Genomic DNA, 12372 nt, shown 5'->3' with positions numbered 1-12372 from the left:
GCCCGCATCAACCTGAACACATCTACGTGCCATTTCATGAACTCGCGAGGGTCTCGAGTGTCGAATCACTTCTGTCAAGTCGAAGCCAGTATCTCCCCGAGCCGGCTTCGTGATCGCCTGTTGTCGGGTGATCGTGGAGGCTGGCTGGTCGAGGGGCTCGGCCCTCTCGAAGTCCGTGGCGAGGCTCGCGTTGGGCGCCTGTTGATCGCCCATGGGGCGGGGGCTGGGCAGGACTCGGCGCTGATGGTGGCGCTGCGCCAGGCACTCGCCGAGGAGGGCGTCCAGACCCTGGCCATCGAGTTCGGCTACATGCAGCGCATGCGCCGCGAGGCGCGCCGCCGCCCCCCTCCCCGCATCGACCACCTGGTCGACGAGCTGGCCCACTGGTGCGACACCGTGTCGCATCCGGCGCTCGCCCCCCTGTGGCTCGGCGGCAAGTCCATGGGCGGGCGGGCCGCCAGCCTGTTCGCGGCGCGCGACCAGGCGGTCGGGCTGGTGCTCTGCGGCTATCCCTTCCATCCCCCCCGCCGACCCGAGAGCCTGCGCCTGGCCCACTGGCCGCTGCTCGCCTGTCCGACCCTGGTGGTGCAGGGCAGTCGCGACCCCTTCGGTACCCGCGAGGAGCTGGCCGGTCATGCCCTACCCGAGGTGGCCAGGGTACACTGGCTCGAGGATGGCGATCATGACTGGAAGCCGCGGCGCGCATCGCGGCGTGATCAGGGGCAACTGATCGCCGAGGCGGCCGGGGTGATCGCCGCCTTCATGGCCGAGCAGGCATGAACTCCCCGGGCCGCGGGCGATGCCGGCAAGTCGATGAAAGGCGGCGGTTATGTGGCGAACGGGGCGGTGCCACGGGGATGCAAAAAGCGTTGACATTGGGCGGTGCCCCTGTAGAATGCAGCGCCACGTGACCGGGGGTGGTTAGCTCAGCTGGGAGAGCACCAGCCTTACAAGCTGGGGGTCACAGGTTCGAACCCTGTACCACCCACCATTGCCCCGGGTAATGCCCGATCACGTTGGAAGCACGCTGCGGACCGGTAGTTCAGTCGGTTAGAATGCCGGCCTGTCACGCCGGAGGTCGCGGGTTCGAGTCCCGTCCGGTCCGCCATCGTCTTCCGAGCTGCGAGTCATCTTGTGGACCGGTAGTTCAGTCGGTTAGAATGCCGGCCTGTCACGCCGGAGGTCGCGGGTTCGAGTCCCGTCCGGTCCGCCATGATGGCCTGGCAGTCGCAACACGCAGTTCCGATGTTCGTGGGTGATTAGCTCAGTTGGTTAGAGCACCAGCCTCACATGCTGGGGGTCACTGGTTCGAGTCCGGTATCACCCACCATGCGGACCGGTAGTTCAGTCGGTTAGAATGCCGGCCTGTCACGCCGGAGGTCGCGGGTTCGAGTCCCGTCCGGTCCGCCATCACGAATTCCCGAACCCCGAGCCTCTGGCTCGGGGTTCTTTTGTTTCAGGCCTTCGCCGATCCTCCCCGTCCCGGCTCGAACCACTCGACGACCAGCGGGAAGACCTCCCGGGCCGCCTCGGGGTGGGTCAGCATGTCCAGGTGGCCATAGTCGCGCGACAGGCCGAGTGCGGCCCCCGGGCCCTGACCCAGCAGCACCAGGCGCTGCTCGTGGGGGCCGCACTCGGTGGCGAAGCGGGCGACGTCGTCCGGATGCCCCAGGGCCCGATCGGCCCGGCCGGCCAGGTGCAGGGTGGGTGGCAGGCCACCGCTGGCCAGCGCCGCGGCGTAGTCGAAGCCGTCCCGGGTATCGATCCAGGGGCGGGGGCGCACCCAGTCGGCCCCCTGGCGATGGCTGCCGGCGTATTCGTCGTCGCTGCCCCAGTGCAGGGCCCGGGCCGGCAGGTACCCCCACAACCGGCAGGCCACCGGCGCCAGTCCCTTCCAGATCAGGTCCACGTAGAGCAGCCGCTGGAGCGACCAGCTGCGCACGCTGCGCTTGGTGCCGAAGAAGGCCTGACGGTCGATGCGCGCGCGCAGCGCTGGAAAGCGCGCCAGGCTCGACGCCGCCAGCACCCCGCCCCAGGAGTGGGTGACCAGACACAGGCGGGACGAGCCGGCCAGTGCGAGACAGGCCTCGACGGCAGCGGGAAATTCCTCGACGATGACATCGGTCTGGTCGAGGTCGATACCCCGTGCGGGTCGCGGCGGTGCCTGGCCCCGCCCACGCTGGTCGGCGACGAAGACATCGAAGCCCTGCCGAGCCAGCCAGGGGGCGAGGCCCCTGCCCGAGCGGCTGTGGAAGATGCGCCCCGACTCGATGGCGCCGTGCCAGCAGAGCACGACACCGCGGGGCGCGCCGACGGTGCGGAAGCGGGTCAGGTGGATGGCGCCGCGGGAGAGCGGAACCTCCCGGCGTTCGGGTGTCGCGGACATGGGGTCTTGGGCCTTGGTCGGGATTGTCTGTTGGGCGCTGTCGTTGCACTCTGATGGCGACAGTCATACAGTTGTTTGAATCTTGCCGCAAGCGAGGCCCGAGACCGTGACATCCTACCCCTACCTGTTCCGACCGCTCGAGGTCGGCCACCTGACGCTGCCCAATCGTGTGCTGATGGGCTCCATGCACACCAACCTCGAGGAGGCGCCCGGCGGCTTCGCGCGGCTGGCCGCCTTCTATGCCGAGCGTGCCCGGGAGGGCGTCGGCCTGATCGTCACCGGTGGCATCGCGCCCAATCCCGAGGGGGCGGTCTTCGAGGGGGCGTCGACCCTGCAGCACCCCGAGCAGGTGGCGGAGCATCGCGAGGTGGTGGAGGCCGTGCACCGGGAGGGCGGACGGCTCTGCCTGCAGATCCTGCATGCCGGCCGCTATGCCTATACTCCGGCGCTGGTGGCCCCCTCGGCGATCCAGGCGCCGATCAATCCCTTCATGCCCCGGGCGCTCTCCTCCGAGGAGGTCGAGGCCCAGATCGACGACTATGTGCGCTGCGCCACCCTGGCCCGCGAAGCCGGTTACGACGGGGTCGAGGTGATGGGCTCCGAAGGCTATCTGATCAACCAGTTCGTCTGCCCGCGCACCAATCATCGCGACGACGACTGGGGTGGCAGCTTCGAGAACCGCAGCCGCTTTCCCGTCGAGATCGTGCGCCGCCTGCGTGCGGCGGTGGGGGACGACTTCCTGATCATCTTCCGCCTGTCGATGATCGACCTGGTGGAGGAGGGCAGCACCTTCGAGGAGATCGTCGCCCTGGGGCGGGCCATCGAGGCCGCCGGCGCCGACCTGATCAACACCGGCATCGGCTGGCACGAGGCGCGGGTGCCGACCATCGTCACCAGCGTGCCCCGGGCCGCCTTCACCGAGGTGACCCGGCGCATGAAGGCCGAGCTGTCGATTCCGCTGATCACCACCAACCGCATCAACATGCCGGAGGTGGCCGAGCGGGTGCTGGCCGAGGGGCATGCCGACATGGTCTCCATGGCGCGGCCCTTCCTCGCCGACCCGGCCTGGCTGACCAAGGCCGCCGCCGGACGCGCCGAAGAGATCAATACCTGCATCGCCTGCAACCAGGCCTGCCTGGATCACACCTTCCAGGGCCGGATCACCTCCTGCCTGGTCAATCCGCGGGCCTGCCACGAGACCGAACTGGTCATCTCGCCGGCCGAGTCGCCGAGGGAGATCGCCGTGGTGGGCGGGGGGCCGGCGGGCCTGGCCACGGCGGTCACCGCGGCGAGCCGTGGCCACCGGGTCACCCTGTTCGAGCGCGACGCCGAGCTGGGCGGCCAGTTCAACCATGCGCGCCGCATCCCCGGCAAGGAGGAGTTCGACGAGACCCTGCGCTATTATAAGGTGATGCTGGAGAAGCACGGTGTGCGGGTGCGCCTGAACAGCGAAGCGGATCTCTATGCCCTGCGCGAGTTCGATGTGGTGGTGCTGGCCACCGGTGTGCGCCCGCGGCGCCTCGATATCCCGGGCATCGATCACCCCAGGGTGATGAGCTACCCCGTGGCGATCACCCACCCGGAGCGGGTCGGGCGGCGGGTGGCGGTCATCGGTGCCGGGGGCATCGGTTTCGACGTGGCGGAGCTGCTGACCCATGTGGGCCATCCCGCGCTCGACCGCGACGCCTGGTGCGACGAGTGGGGGGTGGACCTGGCGGTGAGTCGCCGTGGCGGGCTCAAGGCGCCGAACCGGCCCGAGACGCCACGCCAGGTCATCCTGCTGCAGCGCAAGGCCTCCAAGCCCGGCAAGGGGCTCGGCAAGTCCACCGGCTGGGTGCACCGGGCGTCGCTGCGCCACCGTGGTGTCGAGGCGCTGGCCGGGTGCGAGTACGTCGGCATCGACGACGAGGGGTTGCATATCCGCGTCGATGGCGAGCCACGGTGTCTCGAGGTGGACAGCATCGTGGTCTGTGCCGGCCAGGAGTCGGTGCGAGAGCTGGTCGACCCGTTGCAGGCGGCGGGGGTGGAGGCGCACGTGATCGGTGGTGCCGATGAGGCCGCCGAACTCGATGCCAAGCGTGCCATCGATCAGGGGACACGGCTGGCGGCCCGGCTGTGACCATCGTCGGGTCACCTCGGGCCTGATCGCCTATCCTCTGCACTGCCCGCCGAGGCCTGCCGGCGGGTAGCGTTCTCTCAACGTTTAAAACTGCACATTTCTTTCGCGAACCGGGCACTTCTGCCGGGTTCATAGGGGATAGGGCTCCGTGCGTTGACTTGATCGGTAAACCGTTATCCGCTGATGCTGTCTACGCTGATGGATACCCACTCCGGCAGGCTCTGCAAATCGAGCGGCCGGGGAACCGGGCATACAGGAGGCATCGATGAGTATCTTCGATCATGTGCAGAATCGCTTCGCTCGTGTCCAGCAGGAAGAGATGTCCCTGCAGGAGTATCTGGAGCTCTGTCGCCAGGAGCCCGTGGCCTATGCCAGTGCGGCGGAACGGATACTGGAGGCCATCGGCGAGCCAGAGGTGATCGACACCGCCAAGGACTCGCGGCTCTCGAGGATCTTCTCCAACAAGGTGATCCGGCGCTATCCGGCGTTTTCCGAGTTCTACGGCATGGAAGAGGCCATCGAGCAGATCGTGGCCTACTTCCGCCACGCCGCCCAGGGGCTGGAGGAGCGCAAGCAGATCCTTTACCTGCTGGGGCCGGTGGGGGGCGGCAAGTCGTCGCTGGCCGAGAGGCTCAAGCTGCTGATGGAGAAGGTGCCCTTCTATGCCATCAAGGGCTCGCCGGTCTATGAATCGCCGCTGGGACTGTTCTCGCCGGAGGAGGACGGTGAGCTGCTCGAGAAGGAGTATGGCATCCCGCCGCGCTACCTCAAGAGCGTGATGTCGCCCTGGGCGGCCAAGCGCCTCAAGGAGTACGGCGGTGACATCTCCCAGTTCCGGGTGGCACGCCTCTACCCCTCGCGCCTCAACCAGATCGCCATCTCCAAGACCGAGCCGGGTGACGAGAACAACCAGGACATCTCCTCGCTGGTCGGCAAGGTGGACATCCGTCAGCTCGAGCTCCATTCCCAGGACGACCCCGATGCCTACAGCTTCTCCGGCGGCTTGTGCAAGGCCAACCAGGGGCTGATGGAGTTCATCGAGATGTTCAAGGCGCCGATCAAGGTGCTGCATCCGCTGCTTACCGCCACCCAGGAGGGCAACTACAACCCCACCGAGGGCATGGGGGCGATCCCCTTCGAGGGTATCGTGCTGGCCCACTCCAACGAGAGCGAGTGGCAGGCCTTCCGCAACAACCGCAACAACGAGGCCTTCCTCGACCGGGTCTATATCGTCAAGGTGCCTTACTGCCTGCGGGTCACCGAGGAGATCAACATCTACAGGAAGCTCCTCGAGCACTCCTCGCTGGCCGAGGCGCCCTGCGCGCCGGACACGCTGCGCATGCTGGCGCAGTTCTCGGTGCTGTCGCGGCTCAAGGAGCCGGAGAACTCCAGCATCTACTCCAAGATGCGCGTCTACGACGGCGAGAACCTCAAGGACACCGATCCCAAGGCCAAGTCGATCCAGGAGTACCGCGACGCCGCCGGGGTCGATGAGGGCATGGACGGCCTGTCGACGCGCTTCGCCTTCAAGATCCTCTCCAAGGTGTTCAACTTCGACAACCACGAGATCGCCGCCAATCCGGTGCACCTGCTCTACGTGCTCGAGCAGCGCCTGGAACAGGAGCAACTGCCCAAGGAGACCTTCGAGCGCTACCTGCGCTTCATCAAGGAGTTCCTGGCGCCGCGCTATGTGGATTTCATCGGCAAGGAGATCCAGACCGCCTACCTGGAGTCCTACTCCGAGTACGGCCAGAACATCTTCGATCGCTACGTCACCTATGCCGACTTCTGGATCCAGGATCAGGAGTACCGCGATCCCGAGACCGGTGAGTTCCTCAACCGCCAGTCCCTCAACGAGGAGTTGGAGAAGATCGAAAAGCCGGCCGGCATCTCCAATCCCAAGGACTTCCGCCACGAGGTGGTGAACTTCGTGCTGCGGGCGCGCGCCCAGAACAATGGCATGAATCCCAGCTGGCAGTCCTACGAGAAGCTCAAGGGGGTGATCGAGCAGAAGATGTTCGCCAATACCGAGGAACTGCTGCCGGTGATCTCCTTCAACGCCAAGGCCTCGACCGCGGATCAGAAGAAGCACGAGGATTTCGTGGCGCGGATGGTCGACCGCGGTTACACCGAGAAGCAGGTGCGCCTGCTCTCCGAGTGGTACCTGCGGGTGCGCAAGTCGCAATGACGAGGTGACGGCCACAAGCCGGGAGGTCACATGACCTATTTCATCGATCGCCGTGCCAATGCCAAGCACAAGAGCGCGGTCAACCGACAGCGCTTCCTCGATCGCTATCGTACCCATATCAAGCGCTCCGTGGAGGAGGCGGTGAATCGTCGCTCGATCACCGACATGGAGCGTGGCGAGAAGGTATCGATCCCCAGCCGGGACATCTCCGAGCCGGTGTTCCAGCACGGCCCGGGGGGCAAGCGCGCCATCGTCACGCCCGGGAACAAGGAGTTCGTCGAGGGTGACCGGCTGCGCCGTCCCGGCGGGGGCGGTGGTGGCGGCGGCGCCGGAGAAGGGGGCGCCTCGAACCAGGGCGAGGGCATGGACGAGTTCGCCTTTACCCTCTCGCGCGAGGAGTTCCTCGACTTCGTCTTCGACGGCCTCGAGCTACCGCATCTGGAGCGCAAGTCCCTGGTGGATCTCGACGAGGTGCGGCCGGTGCGGGCGGGCGTGTCACGCGATGGCGTTCCTGCGAGGATCAATATCGTGCGCTCCATGCGCGAGGCGCATGCCCGGCGCATCGCCATGCGGGCGCCCATTCGGCGTGCCCTGCGTGAAGCCCGGGAGGCGCTGGAAGAGGAGGAGTCCAAGGATCCGGTGCTGCGCAACCCGGCGCGGATCAATGAACTCAAGACCGAGATCGAGCGCCTCGAGAAGCGCCTGGAATCGGTGCCCTTCATCGATACCTACGACCTGCGCTACAACAACCTGATCAATCAGCCGCAGCCCTCGACCAAGGCGGTGATGTTCTGCGTGATGGACGTCTCGGGTTCCATGACTCAGGCCCACAAGGACATCGCCAAGCGTTTCTTCCTGCTGCTCTACCTGTTTCTCGAGCGCAACTACGAGAAGGTCGAGCTGGTCTTCGTGCGCCACCATACCGCCGCCAAGGAGGTCGACGAGGAGGAGTTCTTCTATTCGCGGGAGACCGGCGGCACCATCGTCTCCAGTGCCCTGACCCTGGTCGACGAGATCATCGCCAAGCGCTACCCCCCCGGGCAGTGGAACCTCTACGTGGCCCAGGCCTCGGACGGTGACAACTGGGACGACGATTCGGTCACCTGCCGTGACCTGCTGATGAAGACCCTGATGCCGCGGCTGCAGTACTTCACTTATGTGGAGATCACTCCCCACGCCCATCAGGCGCTATGGGAGGAGTACGAGAGCGTGGCCGACGAGTTCCCCGAGCGTTTCGCCATGCGGCAGATCGTCGAGGCCGGCGACATCTACCCGGTGTTCCGTGAGCTGTTTCGGCGCCGTGTCGTTCAGTGAGACGGCCAAGGAGGCACCATGACCCTGACCCGACGCAAGCCGATCGCCACCGGCTCCGACTGGAGCTTCGAGATCCTGACCGACTTCGAGCACGAGATCGCGCGACTGGCCGACGAGTACCGGCTCGACACCTATCCCAACCAGATCGAGATCATCACCACCGAGCAGATGATGGATGCCTATGCCAGCGTGGGCATGCCGGTGGGCTATCACCACTGGTCGTTCGGCAAGCAGTTCCTGGCGGTTGAGCAGGCCTACCGGCGTGGCCAGATGGGGCTGGCCTACGAACTGGTGATCAATTCCGACCCCTGCATCGCCTACCTGATGGAGGAGAACACCCTGATGATGCAGGTGCTGGTGATGGCCCACGCCTGCTACGGCCACAACTCCTTCTTCAAGGGCAACTACCTGTTTCGCACCTGGACCGACGCCTCCTCGATCATCGACTACCTGGTGTTCGCCCGGAAATACATCGCCGAGTGCGAGGAGCGCCACGGGGTGACGGCGGTCGAGCAGTTGCTCGACGCCTGCCATGCGCTGCAGAACTACGGGGTCGATCGCTACAAGCGTCCTTCACCGATCTCCGCCGCCGAGGAGGCGCAGCGACAGAAGGAGCGCGAGGAGTACCTGCAGGCCCAGGTCAATACCCTGTGGCGGACCATTCCCGGACGGGAGATGCCCGAGGCGTTGGCCGGCGGTGCCGATGAGGAGGATGACCCCCTGGGACTGCACGAGGGGGGGCGTTATCCTGCCGAGCCCCAGGAGAACCTGCTCTACTTCATCGAGAAGAATGCCCCGTTGTTGGCGCCGTGGCAGCGGGAGGTGGTGCGCATCGTGCGCAAGCTGGCCCAGTACTTCTATCCCCAGCGCCAGACCCAGGTGATGAACGAGGGCTGGGCGACCTTCTGGCACTACACCCTGATGAATCGGCTCTATGAAGAGGGCCTGGTGGATGAGGGGCTGATCCTGGAATTCCTGCAGTCCCATACCGCGGTGGTCAGTCAGCCCGCCTTCGACAGCCCCTACTATGGCGGCATCAATCCCTACGCGCTGGGCTTCGCCATCTTCTCCGACCTCAAGCGGCTCTGCGAGGCCCCTACCGCCGAGGATCGCGAGTGGTTCCCCGACGCGGCGGGCAGTGACTGGCGCGCGACCCTGGATTTCGCCATGCGCAACTTCAAGGACGAGTCCTTCATCCAGCAGTTCCTGTCGCCCAAGGTGATCCGCGACCTCAAGCTGTTCATGGTGGTGGACGACGATCAGGAGGAGATGCTGGAGGTGGCGGCGATCCATGACGAGCGGGGCTATCGACGGATTCGCGACTCCCTGGCCACCCAGTACGCGCTGTCGGTGCGCGAGCCCAACATCCAGGTCTACTCGGCGGATATCCGCGGCGACCGCTCGCTGACCCTGCGCCATGTCCAGGACAGCCGTCGGCCGCTGGCCCGCAGCGTCTATCCGGTGATCCGCCACCTGCACCAACTGTGGGGCTTTCCGGTGAAGCTGGAGTCGGTGGAGGGCGAAGAAGTGGTCCGTCGCTACCAGTGGCCCTTGCCCGACGAGGCACGTCAGGAGTAGACGCCGCCAGAATCCGGCGTCGGGAACGACGAGACCCGCGCTCCTGGCGCGGGTCTCGTCTCGGCAGGCAGGGCGGCGCCCTGCGGTGGCTCAGCCCTGGGCGGTCCAGGATTGGCACCATCCGCCGGGTTCGACGCTGTTCTGCGGGAACAGTTGGCAGCCCTCGTTGTCGGCCTGCCAGAACATGCAGTTGTCGCAGGTCTCGCCCTCCTCGTAGGCCGGGTGGTCGCTGGCCTCGCTGGCGTCCTCTACGTAGTTCAGGGCCTGGGCCTGATCGGAGGCGGGGTCGAGGCGCGGCAGGTCCTGGGCGAAGGCGGATCTGGACAGGATTCCGGCACCCAGCGGCAGGGCAGCTATACCCAGCAGGCTGTGGCGCATGAAATCCCGGCGGCTATGCTTGGCCATGGTATCTCCTTGTCATCACGGTAGAGGGTCGTCACGATCGGGCAGCTTGGCACTGCCCATGTCCTTGCGGGTGGTTGGCCACCTCTGTTACGGGGCATTGGTTACCCCTACCTCCGACAGAAACTGCACGCCGGAGTTCGACTGTTCTATGGTAGTGGAGTGCCAGACGCGACGCGAACCGAGCCAGGCCAGTGCGGCATTCGGTCGCGCCACTGTCCATTCGGAGGAGCCGCCATGATCTATACCCGCTTTGACTCCCCGCTCGGCGAGATCCTGCTGTGCGGTGATGACGACGGCCTGCATCGACTGGTGCTGGCCGCCGAGGAGGCCCCCGATCCGGCGGAGGCAGATTGCGACGATGCCGCTCTCTTTGATGCCCGGGAGCAGGTGCTGGCCTATCTGGCAGGCCGGCGTCGTCACTTCAGCCTGACCCTGGCGCCGGGCGGCAGTGAGTTCCAGCGCCAGGTCTGGGCGGCGCTGCTGCGCATTCCCTATGGCGAGACCCGCACTTACGGCGACCTGGCCCGGCGACTCGGTCGCGAGGGGGCGGCGCGCGCCATCGGGGCGGCCAGTGGCGCCAACCCGCTGCCACTGCTGATTCCCTGTCACCGGGTGGTGGCCGCCGACGGGCTCGGTGGCTATAGCGGCGGGCCGGCCCTCAAGCGCCGGTTGCTGACCCTGGAGGGGGTGGCATGAGCGGGTGGGTGCTGCCCGCTGTGCCGCCCTGCTATACTCGCGCCAGTTCCGGCGGCGTCCCGGTCGGCGGGAAAGCCATTCTTGAGCAGGGGAGTGCCCGATGCAGAATGCCGTGATTCTGATCAACACCGAGAAGGGGCAGGTCAAGTCGGTGGCCGAGCGGCTGGCCGATGTCGAGGGGATCAGCGAGGTCTATTCCACCTGTGGCCGCTACGACCTGGTGGCGATCGCCCGCACCCGTGATTTCGAGAGCCTCGCCGAACTGGTCACCGAGCGCCTCAATGCCGTCGAGGGGATCCGCGACACCGAGACCCTCAATGCCATGCAGGTACATTCGCGCCACGACCTGGAGACCATGTTCTCGCTGGGCTGGTAGTCACCGCTGTTACGCGCTCCCGCCCCCCGGCGTGATGTCGGGGCGCCCGCCCGACGCTCACCGACTGGATGTGACACGCTCAAGGATGACTCGCCGCCGAATTCCCGTTCGTTCCCGCTGGCGCCGGCAGGTGCGTCGCTTTGGCATTACCCTGCTGTTCGTGGTGGTCGGCAGCGGCCTCTGGTATACCCAGGAGCGTGACTACCGCGACCGGCTCAGTTGGATGGGGGTGCCGAGTTGGGAGACTCCCTCGCCATTGACCCTGCATCGCGTGCTGCGCAACGAGGGCTTCCTGGTCGGCTGGTCCGACGTGCGGGTCAACCCGCTGTGGGTCAGCTATCTGCTGCATGCGGTGGAGGAGCCCCGAGCCGGATCGCGTCCCGACTTCCGGCGCGACTGGCGCACCCTCTGGCCCATCGCCACCGACAGCTATTTCGGCAGCGGCTACGATCGAGGCCACCTGGCACCAAACTATGCCATCGCCGTGGTGCATGGCCGCGAGGCGCAGCGTGACACCTTCTACATGAGCAACATGTCGCCCCAGCGCCCGGACCTCAACCGTCGCCTGTGGCAACGCCTCGAGGAGGTGGTGATCGACCACTTCGTGCCGCGTTTCGGGGTGGTCCAGGTGATCGCCGGGCCGGTGTTCCCCGAGCGTTTTCTCGACAACGTCTTCAATCGGGTGGGGCTGGTGGAGATTCCCGAGGCCTTCTACAAGATCATCGTGGTGCCGGCCGAGTCGCCCAGGGCGCTGGCCTTCATCATGCCCCAGGAGGTGGGCGGCAATGAGTCGCTGGACGACTATCTGGTGAGTATCGACGAGGTGGAGGCGCGCACCGGCCTGAACTTCTTTCCCCGGTTGCCCGAAGGGGCCGCCGCCGCACTGGAAGGCGAGGTGGTGACCGAGGGATGGGGGCTCGACGAGGTGGCGAGGCTACCGGGCAGGTTCCAGTGAGAATCTTCCGGCAAGCGCCCGGGGAGCGGGCACAAAAAAACCGCGATCGGGTCGCGGTTCTCTTCGTTGCATCTCATGGCATCCGCCGGGGATGCGACTTCGCTGCTCTGCACGACGCGGGCACTGAAGAAGTGGTGCCCAGGAGAGGACTTGAACCTCCACATCCGTAAGGATACTAGCACCTGAAGCTAGCGCGTCTACCAATTCCGCCACCTGGGCGCATCATGCATCACGTCGTGTTCGCGGCCATCACTGCACGCCTGTCGGCGCATCGGGTGATGGTGCCCAGGAGAGGACTTGAACCTCCACGTCCGAAAGGACACTAGCACCTGAAGCTAGCGCGTCTACCAATTCC

Annotated in this window: 10 protein-coding genes and 7 tRNA genes (1 of these 17 only partly in view); 13 read left to right on the top strand and 4 right to left on the bottom strand. The window is 66.1% G+C overall.

Annotated elements, in window-relative coordinates; translation table 11 throughout:
* Positions 1–120: 120 nt before the first annotated feature.
* The 6 genes from C1H66_RS08090 to C1H66_RS08065 all read left to right on the top strand — a co-directional run bounded on the left by C1H66_RS08090 (position 121) and on the right by C1H66_RS08065 (position 1410).
* Positions 121–780: an alpha/beta family hydrolase gene (locus tag C1H66_RS08090; RefSeq protein ID WP_102627382.1), complete on the top strand. Its 660-nt coding sequence runs from the start codon at positions 121–123 to the stop codon at positions 778–780.
* 135 nt (positions 781–915) lie between these two features.
* Positions 916–991: transfer RNA gene (locus tag C1H66_RS08085), tRNA-Val, on the top strand.
* Positions 992–1031: 40 nt separating this feature from the next.
* Positions 1032–1108 (top strand) — tRNA-Asp (locus C1H66_RS08080).
* A gap of 28 nt (positions 1109–1136) precedes the next feature.
* Positions 1137–1213, top strand: a tRNA-Asp gene (locus C1H66_RS08075).
* A 40-nt stretch (positions 1214–1253) separates the two neighbouring features.
* Positions 1254–1330 (top strand) — tRNA-Val (locus C1H66_RS08070).
* A gap of 3 nt (positions 1331–1333) precedes the next feature.
* Positions 1334–1410, top strand: a tRNA-Asp gene (locus tag C1H66_RS08065).
* A gap of 46 nt (positions 1411–1456) precedes the next feature.
* On the opposite strand, the gene C1H66_RS08060 is transcribed toward C1H66_RS08065, so the two are convergent.
* Complete coding sequence (locus C1H66_RS08060; RefSeq protein ID WP_102627381.1) at positions 1457–2386, bottom strand: alpha/beta fold hydrolase; 930 nt, start codon at positions 2384–2386, stop codon at positions 1457–1459.
* A 106-nt stretch (positions 2387–2492) separates the two neighbouring features.
* Between C1H66_RS08060 and C1H66_RS08055 the strand changes: the two genes are divergently transcribed.
* The 4 genes from C1H66_RS08055 (at position 2493) to C1H66_RS08040 (ending at position 9585) form a co-directional block, all read left to right on the top strand.
* Complete coding sequence (locus tag C1H66_RS08055; RefSeq protein WP_102627380.1) at positions 2493–4505, top strand: NADPH-dependent 2,4-dienoyl-CoA reductase; 2013 nt, start codon at positions 2493–2495, stop codon at positions 4503–4505.
* 265 nt (positions 4506–4770) lie between these two features.
* Complete coding sequence (locus tag C1H66_RS08050) at positions 4771–6693, top strand: PrkA family serine protein kinase (RefSeq protein ID WP_102627379.1); 1923 nt, start codon at positions 4771–4773, stop codon at positions 6691–6693.
* A gap of 30 nt (positions 6694–6723) precedes the next feature.
* Positions 6724–8007 carry a YeaH/YhbH family protein gene (locus tag C1H66_RS08045; RefSeq protein ID WP_102627378.1) on the top strand — a complete coding sequence of 428 codons (1284 nt, stop codon included), beginning with the start codon at positions 6724–6726 and terminating at the stop codon, positions 8005–8007.
* Between the two features lie 18 nt (positions 8008–8025).
* Positions 8026–9585 (top strand): SpoVR family protein, encoded by a 1560-nt coding sequence (locus tag C1H66_RS08040; protein WP_102627377.1) that lies wholly within the window; start codon positions 8026–8028, stop codon positions 9583–9585.
* Between the two features lie 90 nt (positions 9586–9675).
* Here C1H66_RS08040 and C1H66_RS08035 read toward each other — a convergent pair whose 3' ends face one another.
* Positions 9676–9990 carry a high-potential iron-sulfur protein gene (locus C1H66_RS08035; RefSeq protein WP_102627376.1) on the bottom strand — a complete coding sequence of 105 codons (315 nt, stop codon included), beginning with the start codon at positions 9988–9990 and terminating at the stop codon, positions 9676–9678.
* 234 nt (positions 9991–10224) lie between these two features.
* On the opposite strand from C1H66_RS08035, the gene C1H66_RS08030 reads away from it, so the two are divergent.
* From C1H66_RS08030 to C1H66_RS08020, 3 genes are all read left to right on the top strand, one after another.
* Positions 10225–10686 carry a methylated-DNA--[protein]-cysteine S-methyltransferase gene (locus C1H66_RS08030; RefSeq protein WP_102627375.1) on the top strand — a complete coding sequence of 154 codons (462 nt, stop codon included), beginning with the start codon at positions 10225–10227 and terminating at the stop codon, positions 10684–10686.
* Between the two features lie 100 nt (positions 10687–10786).
* The gene (locus tag C1H66_RS08025) at positions 10787–11062 is read left to right on the top strand and encodes an Lrp/AsnC family transcriptional regulator (RefSeq protein ID WP_102627374.1); all 276 of its coding nucleotides are present in this window, start codon (positions 10787–10789) and stop codon (positions 11060–11062) included.
* An 85-nt stretch (positions 11063–11147) separates the two neighbouring features.
* Positions 11148–12017 carry a DNA/RNA non-specific endonuclease gene (locus C1H66_RS08020; protein ID WP_102627373.1) on the top strand — a complete coding sequence of 290 codons (870 nt, stop codon included), beginning with the start codon at positions 11148–11150 and terminating at the stop codon, positions 12015–12017.
* Positions 12018–12149: 132 nt separating this feature from the next.
* Here C1H66_RS08020 and C1H66_RS08015 read toward each other — a convergent pair.
* Both C1H66_RS08015 and C1H66_RS22840 read right to left on the bottom strand, forming a co-directional pair.
* Positions 12150–12236: transfer RNA gene (locus C1H66_RS08015), tRNA-Leu, on the bottom strand.
* Between the two features lie 60 nt (positions 12237–12296).
* Positions 12297–12372 (bottom strand) — tRNA-Leu (locus tag C1H66_RS22840) (it continues 89 nt past the right edge of the window).

Source organism: Halomonas heilongjiangensis, assembly GCF_002879645.1.
Classification (GTDB): domain Bacteria; phylum Pseudomonadota; class Gammaproteobacteria; order Pseudomonadales; family Halomonadaceae; genus Halomonas; species Halomonas heilongjiangensis.
Note: the sequence above shows the minus strand (reverse complement) of the source record. Positions and strands in the feature narration are given on the sequence as shown.

What these genes read in the sequence shown, in the direction of transcription:
- C1H66_RS08030 (WP_102627375.1), top strand. Translation starts at nt 10,225, where the DNA reads ATGATCTATACCCGCTTTGACTCCCCGCTCGGCGAGATCCTGCTGTGC.
- C1H66_RS08060 (WP_102627381.1), bottom strand. Translation starts at nt 2,386, where the DNA reads ATGTCCGCGACACCCGAACGCCGGGAGGTTCCGCTCTCCCGCGGCGCC.
- C1H66_RS08035 (WP_102627376.1), bottom strand. Translation starts at nt 9,990, where the DNA reads ATGGCCAAGCATAGCCGCCGGGATTTCATGCGCCACAGCCTGCTGGGT.
- C1H66_RS08020 (WP_102627373.1), top strand. Translation starts at nt 11,148, where the DNA reads ATGACTCGCCGCCGAATTCCCGTTCGTTCCCGCTGGCGCCGGCAGGTG.
- C1H66_RS08025 (WP_102627374.1), top strand. Translation starts at nt 10,787, where the DNA reads ATGCAGAATGCCGTGATTCTGATCAACACCGAGAAGGGGCAGGTCAAG.
- C1H66_RS08045 (WP_102627378.1), top strand. Translation starts at nt 6,724, where the DNA reads ATGACCTATTTCATCGATCGCCGTGCCAATGCCAAGCACAAGAGCGCG.
- C1H66_RS08050 (WP_102627379.1), top strand. Translation starts at nt 4,771, where the DNA reads ATGAGTATCTTCGATCATGTGCAGAATCGCTTCGCTCGTGTCCAGCAG.
- C1H66_RS08040 (WP_102627377.1), top strand. Translation starts at nt 8,026, where the DNA reads ATGACCCTGACCCGACGCAAGCCGATCGCCACCGGCTCCGACTGGAGC.